16 protein-coding genes are annotated in these 21,350 nt (G+C 65.9%); 8 read left to right on the top strand and 8 right to left on the bottom strand.

Annotated features, from left to right (window positions below; genetic code table 11):
* Positions 1 to 10: 10 nt before the first annotated feature.
* The 6 genes from FE811_RS10310 to FE811_RS10285 all read right to left on the bottom strand — a co-directional run bounded on the left by FE811_RS10310 (position 11) and on the right by FE811_RS10285 (position 9,086).
* Positions 11 to 1,063, bottom strand: coding sequence for a phosphotransferase family protein (locus tag FE811_RS10310; protein ID WP_140847475.1), 1,053 nt, complete (start codon positions 1,061 to 1,063; stop codon positions 11 to 13).
* Positions 1,060 to 2,304: an acyl-CoA dehydrogenase family protein gene (locus FE811_RS10305; RefSeq protein ID WP_140847472.1), complete on the bottom strand. Its 1,245-nt coding sequence runs from the start codon at positions 2,302 to 2,304 to the stop codon at positions 1,060 to 1,062. The genes FE811_RS10310 and FE811_RS10305 overlap by 4 nt, the downstream gene beginning before the upstream one ends.
* A gap of 62 nt (positions 2,305 to 2,366) precedes the next feature.
* Positions 2,367 to 4,004, bottom strand: a complete 1,638-nt coding sequence (locus FE811_RS10300) for an AMP-binding protein (protein WP_140847469.1) — start codon at positions 4,002 to 4,004, stop codon at positions 2,367 to 2,369.
* A 172-nt stretch (positions 4,005 to 4,176) separates the two neighbouring features.
* On the bottom strand, positions 4,177 to 4,965 hold the full coding sequence (locus FE811_RS10295) for an SDR family NAD(P)-dependent oxidoreductase (RefSeq protein WP_140847466.1): 789 nt from the start codon (positions 4,963 to 4,965) through the stop codon (positions 4,177 to 4,179).
* 217 nt (positions 4,966 to 5,182) lie between these two features.
* Positions 5,183 to 6,220, bottom strand: a complete 1,038-nt coding sequence (locus tag FE811_RS10290) for an MBL fold metallo-hydrolase (protein WP_255469707.1) — start codon at positions 6,218 to 6,220, stop codon at positions 5,183 to 5,185.
* 121 nt (positions 6,221 to 6,341) lie between these two features.
* Positions 6,342 to 9,086 carry a LuxR C-terminal-related transcriptional regulator gene (locus FE811_RS10285; protein WP_140847462.1) on the bottom strand — a complete coding sequence of 915 codons (2,745 nt, stop codon included), beginning with the start codon at positions 9,084 to 9,086 and terminating at the stop codon, positions 6,342 to 6,344.
* A 121-nt stretch (positions 9,087 to 9,207) separates the two neighbouring features.
* Here FE811_RS10285 and FE811_RS10280 point away from each other — a divergent pair, with 121 nt between their 5' ends.
* From FE811_RS10280 to FE811_RS10255, 6 genes are all read left to right on the top strand, one after another.
* Positions 9,208 to 11,136 (top strand): AMP-binding protein, encoded by a 1,929-nt coding sequence (locus FE811_RS10280; RefSeq protein WP_140847459.1) that lies wholly within the window; start codon positions 9,208 to 9,210, stop codon positions 11,134 to 11,136.
* Positions 11,137 to 11,190: 54 nt separating this feature from the next.
* Complete coding sequence (locus FE811_RS10275; protein WP_140847456.1) at positions 11,191 to 12,858, top strand: acyl-CoA dehydrogenase family protein; 1,668 nt, start codon at positions 11,191 to 11,193, stop codon at positions 12,856 to 12,858.
* Between the two features lie 34 nt (positions 12,859 to 12,892).
* The gene (locus FE811_RS10270; RefSeq protein ID WP_255469706.1) at positions 12,893 to 14,437 is read left to right on the top strand and encodes an AMP-binding protein; all 1,545 of its coding nucleotides are present in this window, start codon (positions 12,893 to 12,895) and stop codon (positions 14,435 to 14,437) included.
* Positions 14,438 to 14,482: 45 nt separating this feature from the next.
* Positions 14,483 to 15,682, top strand: coding sequence for an ABC transporter substrate-binding protein (locus FE811_RS10265; RefSeq protein WP_140847450.1), 1,200 nt, complete (start codon positions 14,483 to 14,485; stop codon positions 15,680 to 15,682).
* 297 nt (positions 15,683 to 15,979) lie between these two features.
* Positions 15,980 to 16,759 (top strand): enoyl-CoA hydratase-related protein, encoded by a 780-nt coding sequence (locus FE811_RS10260; RefSeq protein WP_181180847.1) that lies wholly within the window; start codon positions 15,980 to 15,982, stop codon positions 16,757 to 16,759.
* A gap of 23 nt (positions 16,760 to 16,782) precedes the next feature.
* Positions 16,783 to 17,799 carry an NADP-dependent oxidoreductase gene (locus FE811_RS10255; protein ID WP_140847444.1) on the top strand — a complete coding sequence of 339 codons (1,017 nt, stop codon included), beginning with the start codon at positions 16,783 to 16,785 and terminating at the stop codon, positions 17,797 to 17,799.
* A 135-nt stretch (positions 17,800 to 17,934) separates the two neighbouring features.
* Here the strand turns inward: FE811_RS10255 and FE811_RS10250 are convergent, their stop codons facing one another.
* Together FE811_RS10250 and FE811_RS10245 are read right to left on the bottom strand one after the other, a co-directional pair.
* Positions 17,935 to 18,405, bottom strand: coding sequence for a PaaI family thioesterase (locus FE811_RS10250; protein ID WP_140847441.1), 471 nt, complete (start codon positions 18,403 to 18,405; stop codon positions 17,935 to 17,937).
* Between the two features lie 11 nt (positions 18,406 to 18,416).
* Complete coding sequence (locus FE811_RS10245; protein WP_140847438.1) at positions 18,417 to 19,178, bottom strand: glucose 1-dehydrogenase; 762 nt, start codon at positions 19,176 to 19,178, stop codon at positions 18,417 to 18,419.
* Between the two features lie 277 nt (positions 19,179 to 19,455).
* On the opposite strand from FE811_RS10245, the gene FE811_RS10240 reads away from it, so the two are divergent.
* Positions 19,456 to 20,364, top strand: a complete 909-nt coding sequence (locus tag FE811_RS10240) for a 3-keto-5-aminohexanoate cleavage protein (RefSeq protein ID WP_140847436.1) — start codon at positions 19,456 to 19,458, stop codon at positions 20,362 to 20,364.
* Positions 20,351 to 21,259: an SDR family oxidoreductase gene (locus FE811_RS10235; protein WP_140847433.1), complete on the top strand. Its 909-nt coding sequence runs from the start codon at positions 20,351 to 20,353 to the stop codon at positions 21,257 to 21,259. The genes FE811_RS10240 and FE811_RS10235 overlap by 14 nt, the downstream gene beginning before the upstream one ends.
* The last annotated feature ends 91 nt before the right edge of the window (positions 21,260 to 21,350 follow it).

Raw genomic sequence — 21,350 nt, 5'->3', positions numbered from 1 at the left:
GCGTTCCCTTCTACAGGCCGCTGCGGGCCGCGATCTCTAGCCCCCGGCGCGCATAGGCGGCGGCAAGCCTGCGGCCAACGCTTGCGGAATCGGGTAGCGTGCTGTTGCCCTGCTCGCCGCGCCAGGCGACCCCGGCGCTGCCGACCGCGGCGCGGAACATGGCGAAGACGCGATGGAAATCGGTCATCCGCTCGGTGGTCCCGGCTTCGGAATAATAGCCCTCCAGGTAATCCGCCTCGGTCGGGATGCCCTCAGCCGCCAGGTCGAGGCCCAGAAGGCCGCCATTTTCGTCGGGGGCCATGTGCCAGGCCTGCGTATTGAAGGCGACATCGACCAGCGGATGGCCCAGCGTCGAAAGCTCCCAGTCCAGCACGCCGATGACGCGCGGCTCGGTCGGGTGGAACATCAGGTTGCCGATCCGGCAATCGCCGTGGCACAGCGCCAGAAGCGCGCTGTCCGGGATGCGGCTGCCCAGCCAGCCCAGCATCCGGTCTAGGTCGGGATTGTCGTCATCACCCTTGCGGTATTGCTGCCAGAGCTGCGACCAGCGGCTGATCTGACGCTGGAAGTAATTGCCGGGGCGGCCGAAATCGCCAAGGCCCGCGGCCCGGAAGTCCAGGCTGTGGATCGCCGCCATCGTCCGGGCCATCGCGCCGTAGATCGCGCCGCGCTGTTCCGGCGCCATGCCAGGGAGCGAATATTCGGTGAAGATCCGGCCGTCGAGCCACTCCATCAGGTAGAAGGGCGTGCCCAGCAGGCCAGCGTCCTTCTCGTAGTGATAGAGCTGCGGCACCGGGACGGCGCTGTCGCCAAGCGCCCCCATCACCCGGAACTCGCGGTCGATGGCATGGGCGGACTTGGCAAGCTTCATGCCCGGCTGCTTGCGCAGCACCGCCCGCCAGCCGTCGGCGGTGACGAAATAGGTCGGGTTCGACATGCCCCCTGTGGTCGGCATGACGGTGAGATCGCGCACCGCCTGCCCCAGGAAACCGTTCAGGAACGCGCGCAGAGCCTCGATGTCGAAATCGGTGCCAGGGGTATGGGCTGCGGCTTGCGCGCTCATTCCGCCCCCCTGCCGCCAAAGCCGAACAGCTTCTGCGCGATGCGGCGCTTCTGCACCTCTTCCGAGCCCTCGGTGATCTTGTAGCGCCGATGGTGGCGGTAGATGTGCTCGAACGGCATGTGGCGGGAATAGCCCAGGCCGCCATGCACCTGCATGGCGAAGTCCGCCGCCCGGCAGACCAGGTTGTTGGCCATGTAGTTGCAGATCGAGACCTCGTCCGACATGGTCGCGGGATCCTGCCGGTCCATCTTCCAGGCGGTGCGGAAGACGTAGTTGCGCACCACCTCGCATTCGGCGTGCAGCTCGGCCAGCGGGAACTGGATCGCCTGGCGCGAGGCGAGGGCTTCGCCGAACAGCACCCGCTCTTTGGCGTATGTCACCGCCTGCTGGATGCAATAGCGCGCGGCGCCCACGCTGCCCGCCGCCTGGCGGATGCGGTTTTCGTGGATGAACATCATGGCGATCTTCAGCCCCTCTCCCTCGACATGCAGGATGGCGCTGTCGGGCACGCGGACATCCTTCAGCTCGACCTCGGAATGGTCGGTGGGCATGTTGAAAGTCCAATGGTTCATCACGATCCGGTGGCCGGGCGTATCGGTCGGCACGATGAAGGCGGTGATGCCGCGGGCCTCGCCGTCCTTGCCGCTGGTGCGGGCAAAGACCAGGTTCGCCTCGGCGCGGCCGACCTGGCTGTTCCAGCGCTTGCGGCCGTTGATGATCCAGTGGTCGCCGTCCCGCACCGCGCGGGTTTCCAGCCAGGTCGCGTCCGAGCCGTGGCGCGGCTCGGTCAGCGCGAAGCTCAGGTGGCGCTCACCGGTGATGATGCCCTCGATATAGACCTTCTGCGCCTCGGTGCCATATTTGGCGATGGCGGGCACGATGGGAAAATTGCCGACGATCGAGTTCTCGTCCTGGAGGTCGTTGTGCAGCCCCAGCCCCTTGGCCGCCAGATGTTCGCGGATCGCGGCGTTCATCAGGTTCCCCGCCGCCTTGCCGCCGCAGCTTTCCGGCAGGCACAGCCGCAGGTGCCCGGCCTTGTCGGCGCGGCGCTCCATTTCCGACAGCAGCGCGCGCCATTCCTTGCTGGGCGCACCGTCGTTTTCCCAATCGGTGCGGTAATATTCGCGCCGGTGGTCGAAGAACTGGATGTTCTCGCGCTCCAGCGGCTTGATCTCGGCCTCGATGAAGGCGTCCAGTTCGGCCAGCTTGTCGGTGACGGCCTGCGGCAGTGTGAAATCCATGTCACTTTCCCGGGTGATTGCAAGGGTGCGGGGTGGATCAGGGCGCCCCCGCCGCGCGCGTTTCAAATGGCGGCATATTTGGCCGCTTGTTCCTTCAGCAGGAATTTCTGGATCTTGCCGGCGGCATTGCGGGGCATCGTCTCGATGATCTCCACCGCTTCGGGCCAGTATTGCCTCGCCGCCCCGCTGCCTTCCATCCAGGCGCGCAAGTCTTCCATGGTAAAGGGCGCACGGTCGGCCAGCACAAGGAAGGCGCAGGCCCGCTCGCCCATGCGCCGGTCGGGATAGCCGACGATCGCGGCATCGGTGACGCGGGGGTGGCGATAGAGGATCGCCTCGATCTCGACCACCGGGATATTCTCGCCGCCGCGAATCACGATGTCCTTGGACCGGCCGTTGATGCGGATATAGCCCTCGGGGTCCATATAGGCGAGGTCGCCGGTATCGAACCAGCCTTCCGGCCCGCGGCCGTCCAGTCCCGGCCGCTTGTAATAGCCCAGGAACTGCTGCGCGCCGCGGAACCAGAGCCGCCCGGTCTCGCCCTGCGGCAGGGGGTTCAAGTCCGCGTCGGCGATCAGCAGTTCGACCCCCTCGACCGCGCGGCCGTCGGTGGTGGCGGATTTTTCCTGCGCGCGTTCCGGTTCGGTCAGGCTGCCCGCCAGGCTTTCGGACATGCCCCACAGCGAGGACACGCCCAGATTCATCATCTGCCGCGCGCGCTCGATGACCACGGGCGGGATCTGCGCGCCGCCGCACAGGAAGGTGCGCAGCCCCGGCACCGGCCCGCCCTTGGCGATCACGTTGCAGATGTCGGACAGGAAGGGCGTCGCGGCCGCCATATGGGTTGCGCCCTCTCGGGCCATGATCGCGACGCCGGCCTCGGGCTCCCAGACGTCCTGAAGCACCAGCGTGCCGCCGCAATGGATGCCCTGCAGCATCATCGCGGTATAGCCGGTCATGTGCCCGAAGGGCGCGACGGCGAAATGCACGTCCTCTGGCGTCAGACCGAGGCGGTTGCCCAGCGCGGTGACGCAGGCGACCTGGGTGTTGAAGCAATGCATCACGCCCTTGGGCTCGCCGGTGGTGCCCGAGGTATACATCAGCAACGCCATCTCGCCCGGGTCGGCGGGCGTGCCCGCGGCCGCCGGAACCGGCGCGGCGCCGGAGTTCATGACGATCCGGTCGAAGGACTGCGGACCGTCGCCATCAACGACGATCACATGCTGCAACGCGGAAAGCTCGGGCCTCAGCCGCTCGATCATCTGCGGAAAGTCGTGGCCGCGAAAGCTTTTCGGGATCAGGATCGCCCTCGTCTCGGCAAAGCCCAGCATGAAGCGCAATTCGCGTTCGCGAAAGATGGGCATCAGCGGATTGGGCACCGCGCCGATCCGGCAGGCGGCAAAGGCGGCGACCACGAATTCCCACCAGTTCGGCAGCATGAGCCCGATCACGTCGCCCCGGCCGATGCCCAGCGCCCGCAGCGATCCCGCCGCCTGCGCCACCGCATCGCCCAGTTCGGCATAGGTCATCACCTTGGCGGGAATGTCGAAGCCCCGGTCCTTGCGATAGGCGACCACGGCCTTTTTCAGCGGCGCTGCGGCGATCGCCGATTCCAGCAGATCGTCGAAGGTCCTGTCCTGCCACCAGCCAGCCGTCCGCATGGCCCGGGCATGCGCCGCGAGATCGAATCCGTCGGACATGGTTTCCTCCTCTTGCCGGGGAATCGGCGCGGATGTCGGTTTGGCGATTCCCGCAAATGATACGCTCGACTACTATATCCAAGCATAGCAAATTCGGCCGCGTCAAGCGTTCTGTGCCGCGCTGAAGACCGGGTTGCGCCCGGCTTGCGTGGGGCGCAGCGCCGGGGCGGTTTCAGTAAACGAACTTTCCGGCCGGATGGGTGGCGGAAATTCCCCCGTCCACCGGCAGCAGCTGGCCGTCCATATAGGACGAATCGTCCGAGGCCAGGAAAGCTGCGACGGCGGCCATGTCATCGACATGACCCGGCCGCTGCAGCGGGGTAAGCTTGCCCAGCCGGTCCTCCTTGCCCGCATTGCGCGCCCAGTCGAACATGGGCTTGGTCAGGCCCGTCTCGGTCAGGCCGGGCAGGATCGCGTTCACCCGCACCTTCTGGCCGGCAAAGGCGCAGGCTGCCGTCATCGTCAGGTGGTTCACCGCAGCCTTGGCCGCGCCATAGGCCTCGGTCCCGCCCCGCGCCCGCAGCGAGCCGGTCGAGGAGTTCAGGATGATCGACCCGCCGCCATGCGCGGCCATGTAACGGCCCGCGAGCTTGCAGGCGATGAAGGCCGGGATCACGTTGTCGCGGAACATGCCTTGCCATTGTTCCACGGTCTGTTCGGTGAAAAGCGTGACGGAATCGGTGTTGCCGGCATTGGCGAAGAAGATCTCCAGCCCGCCCAGATCCTGGACGCAGCGGTCGATGGCGGCCTGGACGGCAGCCTCGTCGCCGGCGTCCGCGACATGGGCGATGCAGGTGCCGCCTGCGGCGCGCACCAGGTCCGCGGTTTCCTGCAACGGAGCCTCGCGCCGGCCCGCGGCGAGCACGAGCGCGCCCTCGGCCGCGAACCGCAGCGCGCTGGCCCGGCCGATCCCGCTGCCCGCGCCGGTGATGATTGCCCTTCGGCCTTCAAGACGTTTCACGTTTCCCCCTCCCGGACCTCTCTCCCCAGTCCGCCATGGCTTATTCTAAGCTATAATATTATTATGAAGCTTCCCATATTCAGCGCCGAAAGCAAGAACTTTTCCTGGTCACGATCCGCAATCCGCGATTTCCCAGCGGGCCGGCCCGAACGGCTGATCGCGCGCAGCGGATGCAAGCCGGGCTGATGCTTAACGGCCTGCGCGCGGGCTTCGCGCGTCACCGCACAAGGGTCAGCAGGCTCCGGCCGTGCTCTTCGACGATGGCGAGCTGGCCGCGGCGGATCAGCCGGTTGGCATGGGCGAGAGTCTCGGTGAAGGCGAAGCCCATCTGGTGGGGGTCGAGCTGGCGATGGAACAGCATGGGGATCAGCTCGGCCGCCGAATGCGGGCGGTCGGCGCAAGCAGCAAGGATGATATCGCAGCGGTTTTCATGGTGCCGAATCAATTCGCGGCAGCGGGCATGCAGCCCCCGGAACGGGCGGCGATGCCCGGGCAGCACCAGGACGTCGTCCGGAATCTCGGTCTCGATCAGCCGCAGGCTGCGCAGGAAATGCCCCAGCGGATCGCTGGTCGGTTCGATCGCCTCGACACTGATGTTCGGGCTGATCTTTTCCAGCACCTGGTCGGCGGCCAGGAACAGCCTTTCCTCGGCGCAATACAGCATGACCTGTTCCGGCGCATGCCCGTCCCCGGTCAGGACGCGAAAGTTGCGGCCGCCGATGGCCAGGCTGTCGCCATGGACCAGTCGCTGGAAGGTCATGGGCAGGGGCGCAACCCGCAGAAGGTATTCCTTGCCTTGGATCGCGACCAGACCAGCGGTTTCCGCGGTCATTCCATGCCGCAGGAAGAAATCGAAGTTCTGCCGCACCGCCTGCTCGCTGCGCCCATGCGAGATCAGCTGAGCCAGCGCATAGCTGCTGAGGCTGGTCAGAAGCTGGGCGCCATGCTGTTCATGGAACCAGCCGGCCAGACCGATATGGTCGGGATGGTAATGCGTGATGACCACCCGGCTGATCCGCAGCCCCGACAGCGGACCGGCGAGCAGGGACCGCCAGACGGCAAGTGCTTCCGGCGTGCGGATGCCCGTGTCCACCACCGCCCATCCGTCATGATCCTGAAGCAGGAACACGTTCACATGGTCCAGCAGATAGGGAAGCGGGATCCGGACCCACAACAGCCCCTCCGCAATCGGCTGCACCTCGCCATAGGCGGGCGGCTCGGCAAACGGAAATTCCAGGCCAGAAAAGTCGGTCACAGGGAAGCTCCTCGCAGCGGGTTGATCCCAGACCAACCTGTTCCATCACACCGGCGCCCCCGATCCAGGAATTCGCATCCATCGAGCCGGCCACGCGCCGCCTTGCCATCAATAGCGCAGTTCATTCGGAATAGACCATGGCCGCGACGGTACGGTTCGGGACATTGAGCTTGATGAAAATGTTCTTGAGATGCCATTTGACGGTGTTCCGGCTAAGATTCATGATCTCGCAGATCTCGGGGTTGCTCAGTCCCGACTGGACCAGCCGCATCAATTCCCGCTCGCGTCCCGTCAGCGGCACGCCAGCATCCGCAGGCCGCGGAGATTCCGTGCTGCTGCCGGGCTCTTCAATGCCCAGGTGCGCCAGCAAGCGCGACAGAAAGGCGCGGTCGTCGGGGTTCGGAAAATGCTCGGCCCCGAAAGCCCGGCTGGCCAACAAGGCGTCGATGTCCGGCCTGTGCCGCCGGAACGCCTCGACCATCTGGCGGCGGCGCGCCAGCAGCAGCGCCGTCCGCAGCCGGTTCGCCGCCTCGGCGTCGTCGCCGCGCTGCCGCGCCAGCGCCATCAGCACCAGTTCAAGCCGGGCTTGGCGCAGGGCGCGGCCGTCATGCTCGGCCGCCTCCCGCTCGCGCTCGGCCAGCTTGCGGGCGGTGCCGGAATCGCCGATGCCCAGCAACAATTCGATCGCGGTCATGGCGATGATGTCGCGGGTGCGGGGCAGCAGTTCCCCTCCCGCGAGCCTGACACGACCCTCGGCCAGATCCAGGCCGATCGCCGCCGCCTCGGCCTGCGCGTCAGCCACCCGCCCGAGCGAAACCAGCCGGCGGATCAGATAACAGGAGAACATCAGCCGAAGCCGGAACGAATAGCGCGGCACCACGGATTTCAGCCGGAGAAAGACCGGATCGTGCTCGTCCCCGTCCCAAAGCTGCAACGCGGCATCGACGGCGCACATGCTGGTTCCGACATTCCCGTGCTTGTGCATGCTGCGCAAGGCCCGGGCCAGCAGATCGCGCGCCTTCTCATGATCGCCCGCTTCGACGGCGCATTTCGACGCCACCGAGCTGATGAGGTCACACAGGTCGGCATCCGCCCCCAGTGCCCGCTCGGCCCGCGCCAGTGCCTGGTCTATGATCTCGCGCGCGCGAAAGACATTGCCTTCGTAAAGATAGCTGGCGCCCAGGATCAGGTCGCACCAGCCGGTCAGATAGGGTGAGCGCACCTCATGCGCCAAGCCCCGGGCCCGCCACAGGCAATCCCGTGTCTCGGCAAAGCGATAGGCCGTCAGGTGATAGGCCGCCATGACCGACAGGACCCAGGCGTGATCGAACGGATCCTTGTCATGGCCGGATTCAAGCCATTGCCGCGCGTGCCGCCCGGCCAGCGGCAGATCGTCACGCAGGAAGGCCAGCGCCACCGAAAGATGCTCGATCCGGTGCACAAGGCTGCAGCCGCCTGCGTCGCCGCCGCAGGCGACGCTGCGCAGCTGCTCCAGATGGCGGCCGGCCGAAGCATGGCGCAGATAGAAGGTCAGGGCGAAGACATGCCAATAACGGGTCTCGAAGCCCAGCGGCACCCCGGCCGCGATCAACTCGTCCACCACCTCGACGAAATAGCGCATCCGGCACATGTCGCGCACCAGGCTGGGCGCCGCCCGTTCCAGAACCTGTGCGATCAGGCCGTCGCTGCGGGAGCTGCGGGCCGCGGAGATCGCCTCGTCCCACAGCCGGTCCTCCGCTGCCAGCTGAGCCATCTCCCGGCAGAAGGCCGTCCGCTCGGGCTCGGGAACGGTCTGTTCGGCCTCGGCCCGCAGCCTGTCGCGCAGCAGCTGATGCATGCGGAAGCGATTGCACCGGCCCGCCACCGGCACGATGAACATGCCCTGCGCAAGCATGCTGTCCATATGCTTCTGGACATCGCCCGCGCCGATCACCTTGCCGACCTGCCCCGGTTCGAAACTGGGCAGAAGCGAGGCGAACAGGAGGAAGCGGTGCATCTGCGGCGGCATCGCCGCCAGGACCTTGCGATCGAACCAGTCGCGCAGGCCCGGTGCCGCGCCGGAAAACCGGCTGAGCATCCCCGCCCCGCCCGCGGGCGCGTCCAGCAGCATGGCGACCAGCCGCAGCCCGGCGGCCCAGCCCTCGGCGCGTTCCAGAAGCGCGGGCAATACCTCGGGCCCCAGCGCCTGCACCGTCCTGCCCAGCATCTCGCATGCCTCGGCATCGGCAAAGGCCAGCTCGGTCGTGCCATGTTCGCGCAAGGCGCCGCGCATCATCGCCTCCACCCGATCATAGCCCAGGCTGCGGTTCGAGGTCAGCAGGAAGTGGACGCCCGGCGGCGCGGTGTCGAACAGCGCATCCAGCGCACCGGGGGCCAGCGATTCGGTGCAATTGTCGATATTGTCGATGCAGATCAGGAAGGGCAGCGGCACGTTTTCCAGCAGTGGCCGCAGGATCTGATCCTGCACGCCGTAGATTGGGCCGTGTTCCGCGGTCAGGCCCGGCGCCATACCGGGCACCCATGCCGCGATCTGCCGCGACAGCTGCAGGATGACCGTGTCCAGGTCGTCGTCCAGATAGCCCAATCCCAGCCAGACCCCCGGCAGGCCCGCGTCCCGGCGCCATGCCCGGAAGACCTCGGCCAGGATCACCGTCTTTCCCCAGCCGTGCGGCGACAGCAGCGTCTCGACCGTGGCCAGCCCGCAGGGCCTTTGCAGGGCGCGGCCGGCCAGATCGGCCATCAGCCGGGTTCTGACGACGGGGAACCGGAAATCGGGCGGCGCATCGACAAAGTTGTCGTGATCCGTCCGGGCGGCGGCGGGCTCCCCGGCCGCCGGCCCTTGCACCGTGCCTTGATGCTGCTTCATCGGCCTGCTCCTCCTGCCCGAAAGCATAGAACACGAAATTTATCTTTTCCCCACCCACGTGGGTGGCGGTCGCAACCCGGCTCGGAACTAGCTTCCGGTCAGGGACAGAGGAGGAACCTGCATGCGCGATTCCGGATTGACGACAGGGGAGCGGATCGACCGGGCCGATGCCGGCCCGGCGATCCACCGCATGCGGCTGCGCACCGTCGAGGACCGGCTGAAGCTGGAAGCGATGGACCCGGCCAGCATGCTGCCCGACGACAGCATCCACGGCTGCATCGCCGCGGCGGCGGCTGTCGAGCCGAAGAAGCCCGCGATCATCTTCATGCCGGGTGCCGAGACCGCAGAGGCCATTCCCGTCAGCTATGCCGAGCATCTGGACCAGATCGAAAGGGCGGCGGTGCTGTTTCACCAGTCGGCCAATCCGGATGGCGGCAGCCGCCCGCCAGTGGTCTCGGTGATCGCCCCGCTGCACCCCCTGGCCATGGCCGCGACCTGGGGCGCGCAGTCGGTCGGCTTGGTCAATCCGGTAAATCCCTTCCTTGCCCCCGTGGGCGTCGCGGCCCTGTTGAAGGCGGCGGGAACCGATATTCTCGTCTGCGCGACATCCGCCCTGGGACAGGGCGTCTGGGATCAGCTTGACGAACTGCTGGCGGCGGCGCCGGACCTGCGGGCAGTGTTCCTGATCGGCGATCCGAACGACCCCCGGTCGCTGGAACGCGCCCTTGCGGACGTGGACCGCACCCGCTTCGCCAGACTGCCCCGGCGCGGCGGCAATGACGAATGCACGCTGATGCCGACCGGCGGCACCACGGGTGCGCCCAAGCTGGTCCGGCACACCCATATCAAGACCCTGCTGAACGCCTGGATGATGGGCGCGCTGATGGGCAGCGCGCGCGAGGACGTCGTGGGCCAGGGGATGCCGCATTTCCACGTCGGCGGGCTAGTCTGTGCAGCGCTGCGGGCGCTGATCTATGGGCAGACGTTGGTCCTGATGTCGCCCGACGGCTATCGCAACAGCCAGATCGTCGCGCGCTTCTGGCAGATCGCCAAGACATTCGGCCTGACCAACGTCATCGCCACTCCGACCAGCGCCGCGGCCTTCATGAACCTGCCGGATGCCGAAAAAGGCCACGGCAGCATCCAGACCTTCGCCTGCGGCGGCGCCACTATCCCGGTCGAACTGCTCCACGGCTTCCACGCCAAGTTCGGCATCTATCTGCGCGAGGTCTGGGGCATGACCGAATTCCACGGCGTGGTCTGCGGCCATCCCGACGACGGCAAGATGCCCCGGCTGGGCTCGACCGGGCGGGCGCACCCCTGGCATGAGGTCAAGGCGTTCAAGCTGGACGGAAGTCGCTTTCGTGGCGAATGCGCGCCGGGCGAGCAGGGCGTGCTTGTCGTCCGGGGCGCCTGCGTCGGCGAAGGCTACCACGGCGACGGCGCGGATGAACTTTTCGTCACGGACGCCCCCGGACAACAGGTCTGGGGCATTACCGGCGACCTCGGGACCGTCGATGAGGACGGCTATGTGTGGATCCACGGCCGCGAAAAGGATCTCATCATCCGGGGCGGGGCCAATATCGACCCTAAGGTGATCGAGGAGGCGCTGCAAAAACACCCCGCCGTGCTGATTCCGGTGGGCATCGGCTATCCCGATCCCCGGCTTGGGGAAAAGCCCATGGCCTTCGTGCAGTTGCGGAAAGGATGCAGCGCAACCGAGGACGAGTTGATGGCCGTCGCCGCCGCCCATATCACCGAGCGCGCAGCCGTGCCCTGCCGGATCTCGATCCTCGACCGCCTGCCGATCACCGGGGCGGGCAAGCTGGACAAGCCCGCCCTGCGCCACCGCGCGATCAAGGACGCAGTTGCGGATGAGTTGCAGCACCTCTTTCCCGGCGTTTCGCCGCAAATCAGGATCGACGCGCTCAACAAGCGGCCCGTTGCGCTGGTCAGCGGCCTGGCCGCGGTGCTTCGCGACGACGGACAACGCCGGGCCTTCAAGCATGCTTTCGCCCCCTATGCGTTCGCAGTCGAGGCACGGGACTAACGCCGGATCAGTCGCGCCCCCTGCCCCATCACCACAGGAAGAAATGGATCAAGAATGGCATATCTGCAGCCCCGCACCGAATTGCGGACCCACAGCGTCGAAAACCAGTCCGGGCCGCTGGAAGGGCTCAACGCGTTTGAAAACGACATCGCCCTGAAGGAAGCAGTCCGGCGCGGCCGCGCCAGCTGGGCCGAGGCCAACCTGACCAGCCTCGGGGCCAAGATCTATGACCCCGCCTGGATGGAGCGCGCCGAGTTGGCGAACCGGGTGACGCCCGAGCTAAAGCGTTTCGACCGGTTCGGCAGGCGCGTCGATACGGTCGAGTTCCACCCGGCCTATCACGACATCATCGGCATGGCCTTCCAGCACGACCTGCACGCCCTTGCGGCGCGGGAAACCCGGCCCGGCGCCCATGTCGCGCGCAGCGCGGCCGAGCTGATGTTCGCCCAGCTTGAATGCGGGGTGCTGTGCCCCATCGACATCACTTATGGCGTCATTCCGATGCTGCGCATGCATCAGCCGGACTTGGCCGAGCAATGGGTGCCGCTGATGCTGTCCCAGGACTATGATCCGCGGCCGATCCCGCATTGGGAAAAGACCGGCGTGACCATCGCCTTTACCTCGACCGAAAAGCAGGGCGGCTCGGACATCCGCCGCAACTCGACCTTTGCCACCCCTGTCGGGGAGCCGGGGCCGGGCCGGGAATACCTGATCCGCGGGCACAAGTGGTTCTGTTCGGCCGCAGGGGCCGACGTGATCTTCGTCGTAGCGCAGGCCGAAAAGGGGCCGTCCTGCTTTCTCGTCCCCCGCTGGTTGCCCGACGGCAGCCGCAACCCGATCCAGCTGGAACGGCTGAAGGAGAAGATGGGCAACCGCTCGAACGCCTCGACCGAGCTTGAGTTCGAAAACACCCATGGCTGGATGGTCGGAGAGGAGGGCCGCGGCATTCCCACGGTGATGGAGTTCATGCGCCACACCCGACTGGGCTGCGGCTTCATTCCCGCTGGCATCATGCGCATGGCGTTGACGCAGTCGATCCACCACACCCGCCACCGCTCGGCCTTCCAGCGCCGTCTCGTGGACCAGCCCCTGATGCGCAACGTGCTGGCCGACCTGGCCATCGAATCCGAAGCGGCGACCACCCTGATGATGCGGGTGGCCGAATCCTTCGACGGTCACGCGCACGATCCGCACGAACGCGCGTTCGGCCGGATTTCGGTGGCGGTCGGCAAATACTGGATCAACAAGCGCGTCGTGCCCTTTGTCCATGAATGCATGGATACACATGGGGGCGCAGGCTACATCGAGGAATCGCCGATCGCCCGCTATTTCCGGGAAAGCCCGCTGAACGGCATCTGGGAAGGCCCCGGCAATGTCATCAGCTTGGACATCTTGCGCGCCTTCCGGCGCGAGCCCGAGTCGGGCGAGGCGTTCTTTGCCGAGCTGAACCGGGTCAAGGGCGAGAGCGCACCGCTTGACGCGGAAATCCGCGACCTGGCCGAGCGGGTGCGGGATTCCGAACTGTCGGACCTGACGGCGCGCCATCTGGCGGAAAGGATGGCGATCGCCTTGCAGGCCAGCCTGCTGCTGCGCCACGCCCCCGAGGCGGTGTCCGAGGCCTTCCTGCGCACCAGGCTTTGCCGCGAGGGCGGCACCTGCTTCGGCGCCTTGCCCGCCGACATCAAGTTCGACGCCATTCTTGAACGCGCATTGCCAGAATGACGGCACAGGCAGCATGGGAGAACAAGCGATGCGCATGACATCGGTATTGCATAACTGCGAAAAACTGCACTCTGCCGCGCCCGCGGCGATCCACGGCGACAGGATCACCACCTGGAAGGAGCTGGTCCGCCGCGTCCGCCTCCAGGCGGGCATGTTCACCGCGCTCGGCGTCAGGCCGGGCGACCGGGTGGCGGTGCTGGCGCTGAACAACGACCGCTATTTCGAACTGCTCTATTCGGTTCCTTGGATGGGCGGTGCCATCGTGCCGCTGAACACCCGCTGGTCGCTGGACGAGCTTGACCGCGCCATCAAGGATTGCGGCCCGCCGATCCTGGTGGTGGACGACGCCTTCCTGGACATGGCGCGCCGGCTGATCGCGAACAATCCTGGGCTGCGGGGCATCTTCATCGGCGAGGCCCCCTGCCCCGAGGGTTTCCTTGAACTGGAATCCGAGCTTCAGCTCCATCCCCCGGTCGATGAGCATCACGGGTCCGGCGACGACGTCTGGGGGGTCATGTACACCGGCGGAACGACCGGCCACCCCAAGGGGGTCACGCTGACCCATACCAACGTGTTCCTTGCCGGGCTGTTTCTGCTTTCGTCCTGCGGCTATACCGATGCGACGCGCTATCTGCATATCTGCGGGTTCTTCCACATCATTTCTACCATGCCGCTGGTCGCCATCTCGGTCGCCGGAGGCTGCCATGTGATCGAGCCCAAATTCGATCCCGTTCCCACCATGGCCGTGATCGAAAGGCACAAGGTCAATGCATCGACCTTCGTGCCGACCATGATCAACATGATGCTGCATCACCCGGAATTCGACCGCTATGACCTGACCAGCATGGGGAAGTGCATCTATGGCGGATCGCCCATCCCCGACGTGCTGATCGAACTGATGATCCAAAAGCTGCCGACCTGGGAATTCATCCAGGGCTATGGCCAGACCGAGGTGGCCGGGATCCTGACAAGCCTGCCCTGGGCGGCGCACTTCGGCGAAGGCTCCGCCAACAAGCGCCGGGCCACCGGGCGCAGCGTCTATGGCGCGCATTTCAAGCTGGTCGACCCCGATGGCAACGAAGTCCCGGCCGGGGTGTCGGGCGAGGTGGTGGTGCGCGGCCTCAACGTGATGAAAGGTTATTGGAACAACCCCAAGGCCACCGGCGAGGCGATCCGCGACGGCTGGCTTCATACCGGCGACGTCGCCGTGATGGACGAGGACGGCTATATCACCGTCGTAGATCGCCTGAAGGACATGATCGTCTCGGGCGGCGAGAATGTCTATTCGGTCGAGGTCGAGAACGCCATCCGCTCGCATCCCGCCGTGCAGGAATGCGCCGTCATCGGCCGCCCCGATCCACGCTGGGGCGAGGCTGTCCATGCGGTCGTCGTGCTGAAGCCCGGCCAGACCGCCGGCGAAAGCGAGCTGATCGCCCACAGCCACAGCCGCATCGCCAATTACAAATGCCCCCGCTCGGTCGAGATTCTGGAGGAAATGCCCATGTCGGCGGCGGGCAAGATCCAGAAGGGGCATCTGCGCGAACGCTTCTGGGCAGAGCAAAAACGAAGCGTTCACTAGCCTCTCGACAGCCTGCGGAAAGCTCATCAAAACTGGGAGGATATAATGAGCAAACGTTTTTTGGCCGCGCTGGCCCTGGCCGGAACGGCAATTCTGGCGCCGCCCGAGGTGCGCGCCGAAGAGGTGCTGAAGATCGGCGCCCTGCTGATCGACACCGGCCCGCTTGCCGGATTCTACGAAGGCCATGTCAGGGCGCTGGAACTTGCCGAAACCGACCTGAATGAAAACCGCGCCCCGGGCGCGCCCCGGATCGAGATCCGCCGCGCGACCTATGCGGGCACGCCGGAAACGGCATTGCAAGCCGCGTCCCGGCTGGCCAAAGAGGACAGGGTGCAGGTCATCACCGGCATGATGCCTTCGTCCACCTCGATCATCCTTGCTGCGCGGGCCGAGGCCCTGAACGTCGCCGTGCTGGACGGCTTTGCGCAAGCCGCATCCCTGACCGGCGAGCATTGCCGCAAGAACTACTTCCATATCGCCACCACCGACCATCTGGTGCTGAGCGCCTATGACCAGATGATCGCCGAGCAGGGCCCGATCTCCTGGGACATCCTTGCCGCCGATTACACGACCGGCCGCAATGCCTCGGAATCCTTCCAGAAGATGGCGGCCGCACATGGCGCTTCGATCGGCCATGTCGCCTATGCACCGCTGGGAACGAGCGATTTCGGCACCTCGATCACCCAACTGGCGGCCTCGCCCTCCAAGGGGCTGTTCATCTCGACCTTCGGGTCGGATGCGATCAGTTTTGCCAAGCAACAGCGCCAATTCAAGCTGGACCAGAAATACGACATCATCCTGGGCCATAGCTATATCACCCGCACGACACTGGGCGGCCAGGCGGACAACGTGGTCGGGAACTACCAGACCTTCGGCTGGCTTGCCGACTTCCCGACCGAGGACAGCAGGACATTCGCGGACCGCTATGCGGACAAGTTCAACGCGATTCCCGATTATGTCGCGGCCGATCAATATATCGCGGTGCAGGCGGCCCAGGCGGCCGCACAAAAGGCCGGAAGCCTCCAGGCCGCGAACATCGCTTCCGCCCTTCCCGGCCTGACCTTCCGGTCGCTGCTGGGAGAACTGACGATCCGGGCCGAAGACCACCAACTGCTGCGTCCCGTGGTGATTTCCCAGGTCGTGATGACGGACGGAAAACCCGACCTCGCCGTTCAGACCATCGTTCCCTGGGAAAAGGTGGCCGGAAACCCGAACCCGGAGTGCAAGCTCGGCAGCGCTTCGTGATCCTGACCGGACCGATGCAAGGACAATTGTGCCGCATTCATGATGCGGCACATTCTGGTAAACGCTTGGCCAGAGCAGCGCGAACAACCCCTCTGGGGCGAATTGCCCCGGCCCAGGAATGCAGGCCCGCCCCTCGCCAAGCGGCCGGGAATGCGCCGGCTGGCCCGGCCTGCGGTTCTTCGTTGCAGAGGGTCGGCGCGGGCAGAAATCGGCCCATGCAGCGGCAGGGCTTGCTATTTGTTTGCACGATTATCATACTCTTCAAAACAAACCCCGAAGCCGGTGCAAGAGGCGAGCATGCTGCAAGACCCCGTCCTCGTGGACGATACCAATCCGCAGGTAGCCGTCATCCGGCTGAACCGTCCCGAGCGGCTGAATGCCTTCGACGACGCTGCGGTCGATGCGTTCTTCGCCGCGCTCGACCGGGTCGGCGCCTCGGAAGCCAGCGCCGTCATCGTCACCGGCGCGGGGCGCGGCTTCTGCGCGGGGTTCGATCTGGGGGCCGCGGATGAAACCCGCGGCGATGCGGTCGAAACCGCCGCGCATTGGACAGGCCGCCAGGAGCATTTCGCCGGGCTGGTCACGCGGCTGCGGGCGCTGCGCCAGCCGGTGATCGCCGCGGTCAATGGTCCGGCCTGCGGCGCCGGGCTGGGCTTGGCGCTGGGTTGCGACCTGCGCATCTGCTCGGACCGGGCGAAATTCAATGCGGCCTTCATCAAGGTCGGAATGACCAGCTGCGACATCGGCGTCAGCTACCTGCTGCCGCGCGCCATCGGCACCTCGCGCGCCTTCGAGATGATGCTGACCGGCCGCATGGTCGGTGCCGAGGAAGCCGGCCGCATCGGGCTGGTGCACCTGACCACCACCGCCGAGGGCCTGTTGCCGGCCGCCTTCGAGCTTGCCGAAACCATTGCCGAGAACGGCCGGTTGAATACCTGGCTGACCAAGCGCGGCATCTGGGCCAATCTGGAAGCCGGCAGCCTCGCCGCCGCGATCGAGCTGGAGAACCGCAGCCAGATCCTGATGCAGGGCACCGGCAATCTTGAGCGCGTGGCCCGACAACGCGGCTTCCTGTAGACATTCACCGGAGGAAAAGCAGCATGAAAACCAACCGCGGCTGGGTGCTGGACAGCCATCCCGAAGGGCCGGCGCGGGCCGAGAATTTCCGGCTGCTCGAAACTCCGGTTCCCGAGCCCGGCCCGGGCCAGATCCTGGTCCGCACGCGGTGGCTGTCCATGGACCCCTATATGCGCGGGCGCATCAGCCCGGCGACGAACTACGCCGCCGGCGTTCGTCCGGGCGAGATCATGCATGGCGGCGGGGTGGGCGAGGTCGTCGTCTCGAACCATCCCGGCTGGAAGGTGGGCGATCTGGTCGAGTCGATGAACTTCGGCTGGCAGGAATATGCGGTGATCGCACCCGACCAGGGCGGCACCGCCGCCGCCAACCGTGTGCTGCCCGGCACACCGCCGCAGGCCGCGCTCTCATGGTTGGGGATGCCGGGTTTGACCGCCTATATCGGCCTGTTCGAAATCGGCCGCCCCAAGCCGGGCGACACGGTGGTGGTCTCGGCCGCCTCGGGCGCGGTCGGGCAGATTGCGGGCCAGATCGCCCGGCTGATGGGCGCGCGGGTGGTCGCCATCGCCGGCAGCGACGACAAGCTGGATTATTGCCGCTCGATCGGCTTCGATGCCGGGATCAACTATCGCACCGCACCCGATCTGGCGGTCGCGGTCGCCGAGGCCTGCCCCGAGGGCGTCGATGTCTTCTTCGACAATACCGGCGGATCGATCCACGATGCGGTTCTGGCCAATCTCGCCAATTTCGCACGCGTCGCCATCGTCGGGCGCATCGCCGTCATCGACAAGCCCGCATCCGAAGATATCGGCCTGCGCTCCAGCGCCCGGCTGATCGTAACCCGCGCGACGGTTCAGGGGCTGGTCGTCTTTGACTGGTGGCATCGCCGTGACGAGGCCTTTGCCCATCTGTTGAAATGGCATCGCCAAGGGCATCTGCAATTCCGCGAGGACATCCTGGACGGCATCGGCGCGGCTCCCGAGGCGTTCCTGCGGATGATGTCGGGGCGCAACAACGGCAAGCAGCTCGTCCGGCTCTAGGCATTGTCCGGCAAACGGCCTGGCGGGCCGAGCTATCGCGCTCGGCCCGCCTCTTGCTCTTGCAACCTGCTGCTGGATCGTATCGCTCGCGCTCGGCCTCTCAAAACGGACCGATGACAAGTCGGCGGGCCGCGGTCAGGTGGATGTGTCGCCTTTGCCCGCGCCGCGTGGGCGGCCAATGCGATAAACCACGCTAGCGTTCACCGAAGGCACCCCATCCGCGGTCAGCACGCAGCGGCTGAACAGGATGTTGCGGGTGCGGCGCAGGATGTCGGGTTGCGCCTCGACCCATTGGCCCAGCACTACCGGTGCAAAGTAATCCAGCGTCATCGAGATCGTCGGATTGACTTCGCCAAGATCCTGGCTGCGGCTGATCGGCGTGATGTTCATGTCGGCCAGCGTCGCCAGAACCCCGCCATGGCACATGCCGGCGCGGTTGAGATGACGGCGCCGGACCCGAAAGCCGATCGCCGGCGCATCCTTGTCCAGGCGCACGTAATACGGCCCCGTCAGCCGCTCGGATTCGGAACTCTCCGCCAGCAGTATGAAACCTGGAGGCGGGTTGTCCGCCTCTTCGGCCTCGACCGGATTCGGCTCGTCAAGCATCGGGTGGCCGGTCAGATCATGTTCATGCCGCCCGAGACCGAAACGGTCTGGCCGGTGATGAAGGCCGCGTCATCGGACGCCAGGAAGGCGACAATGCCGGCATAATCCTCGGGCTCGCCCATGCGGCGCAGCGGAATGCCGCGCACCATGGCGTCCTTCCATTTCACCGCATCCTCGCCCGTGCCCAGCACCGAGGCCATCATCGGCGTGTTGGTCGGCCCTGGGCAAACCGCGTTTAGCAGCACGTTGCTGCGCGCCAGTTCCCGCGCCATGGATTTGGTGAAAGCGATCACGCCGCCCTTGCAGGCGGAATAGACCGCCTCGGTCGAGGTGCCGACGCGGGCCGCATCGGAGGCGATGTTGATGACCCGGCCGCCCTTGCGGCCGACCATATGCGGGCAAACCGCCTTGTGCGTGTTCAACGGGCCGCGCAGGTTGATGGCGATGATCTTGTCCCAGAGATCGCTGTCGGTTTGCAGGAACATCGCCGGCTTGTCCCAGCCGGCATTGTTCACCAGCACCCAGATCGGGCCGACATTCGCCTCGACATCGGCGACCGCGGCATTGACCGCAGCCTCGTCCGCCACGTCCAGGCCATAGATCTTGACCTCGACGCCATTGGCGCGGGCCTCGGTGGCGGTTTCCTCGGCCAGTTCGGGCTTCAGATCGAAGATGGCGACGTTATAACCTTCCTTGGCGAGGCGCAGGGTGATGGCACGCCCGATTCCCTGCCCGCCACCGGTGACGATGGCGGTCTTGGTTGTGCTGGACATTGGTTTCTCCTCCGATGGCCGTAATACAGGATGAGCCCGGCGGACAATCCTTTGCCCTGCCGTGAATTTAGCATGGATACGATATGCTAGCGTATATTTATTGGCAACAGATTTTTTTTGCGCCCGCGCCACGCACGCCGCTTTACAGATATTGTTCATTACAATATCATAATGAAGCAAACAATATGCGCCAAAGGCGGCGGCCATTGCCAGATGCGCCGGTGCCCGCGTGATCCTTGAGGAGGAGGAAGCCTTGCAACCATCCAGGAAGGTTATCGTGAGTTGCGCCATCACAGGCTCGATTCACACCCCGACGATGAGCCCCTACCTGCCGGTCAGCGCCGAGACCATCGGCACCCAGGCCATCGACGCCGCCCGCGCCGGCGCGGCGATCCTGCACCTGCACGCCCGCGTCGAAGGCACCGGCGCCCCCTCGCAAAAGCCCGAGGACTATGCCCGCTTCCTGCCGCGCATCCGCGACAATTGCGACGCGGTGGTCAACATCACCACCGGCGGCGGCCTTGGCATGTCGCTCGAGGACCGGCTGGCCCCGGCGCTGGCCTTCGCGCCCGAACTCGCCTCGATGAACATGGGCTCGCTGAACTTCAACATCTCGGGCGCTGCGGCCAAGATCAAGGAGTTCCAGCACGACTGGGAACGCCCCTATCTGGAGATGACGAAGGATTTCATCCTGTCGAACACCTTCACCCAGATCGAGCGCGGTATCCGCGCCCTGTCCGAACAGGGCACGCGCTTCGAATATGAATGCTACGATGTCGGCCATCTCTACAATCTGGCGCATTTCCTGGATCGCGGGCTGGTCGATGGGCCGCTGTTCGTGCAGGGCGTATTCGGCATCCTCGGCGGGATCGCCGCCGAAACCGAGCATCTGCTGCATATGCGCCGCACCGCCGACCGCCTGTTCGGCGACCAGTATGTGATGTCGGTATTGGCGGCGGGACGCCACCAGATGCCGATGGCCGTGACCAACGCCACGCTGGGCGGCCATGTGCGCGTCGGGCTGGAGGACAGCATCTATATCGCCAAGGGCGAGTTGGCCAAGTCGAACGCCGAACAGGTCGAGAAGATCACCCGTATCCTGAACGAACTGTCGATCGAAACCGCCACCCCGGACGAAGCTCGCGCGATGCTGGGTCTGAAAGGAGCCGCTCATGTCAAATTCTGAGATCCGCGCGCAAAGCCCCTACAAGCCCGACCTGCTGGCGGGCAAGCGCATCCTGGTCACGGGCGGCGGCACCGGCCTGGGGCTGGAAATGTCGCGCGGCTTTTCCGCACTCGGCGCCCATGTCTTCATCTGCGGCCGGCGCGAGGACGTGCTTGCCGAGGCATGCAGGACCATCGCGGCGGAAGGCGGCGCGGCGGACTATCTGATCACGAATGTCCGCGATCCGGAAAGCGTCGATGCGACCGTGGCGAAGATCTGGGAAAGCGGGCCGCTGACCGGGCTGGTCAACAATGCGGCGGCGAATTTCATCGCGCCCACCGAGTCGCTCAGCCCGCGCGGCTATCAGGCGATCACCCAGACGGTCATGGACGGTTCGTTCTACGCCACGCTGGCCTGCGGCAAGCGCTGGATCGCCGGTGGACTGCCGGGCACCGTGCTGTCGAACCTGGTGACCTGGGTCTGGACCGGCTCGGCCTTCGTCACGCCCTCGGCAATGTCCAAGGCGGCGATTCAGGCGATGACCATGTCGCTGGCGGTCGAATGGGGGCCGAAGAACATCCGCCTGAACGCCATCGCGCCGGGCCCGTTCCCGACCCCGAACGCCTGGGAAAAGCTGAACCCGATCCCCGGCTCGTCGGTCGGCGCGACGCAAAAGGAAAAGGTGCCGCTGCGCCGCTTCGGCGAGATGCACGAATTGCGCAACCTGACCGCCTTCCTGATGTCGGACGCCTGCACCTATATCAACGGCGCCACGGTCGCGGTGGATGGTGGCCACCATCTGGCGGCTCCCTCGACCTTCGCCGATCTCTCGGACATGAGCGCCGAGGACTGGGCGGCCGCGCGGGAGGCGCTGCGGGCCTCGGCCGAAAAGGAAAAGCAAGGCCGCAAAGCCTGATCCTTTCCTCTACCGACAGGAAGCCCGCCAGACGGCGGGCTTTTTCGATTCTCCCCTCGCGCCCGGCCTCCAGGGGCCGGACAGGTCATCC

This window comes from Paracoccus sp. FO-3, assembly GCF_006386455.1.
Classification (GTDB): Bacteria; Pseudomonadota; Alphaproteobacteria; order Rhodobacterales; family Rhodobacteraceae; genus Paracoccus; species Paracoccus versutus.
The sequence above is the reverse complement of the archived record's forward strand: the minus strand, read 5'-3'. Positions and strand labels throughout refer to the sequence as shown.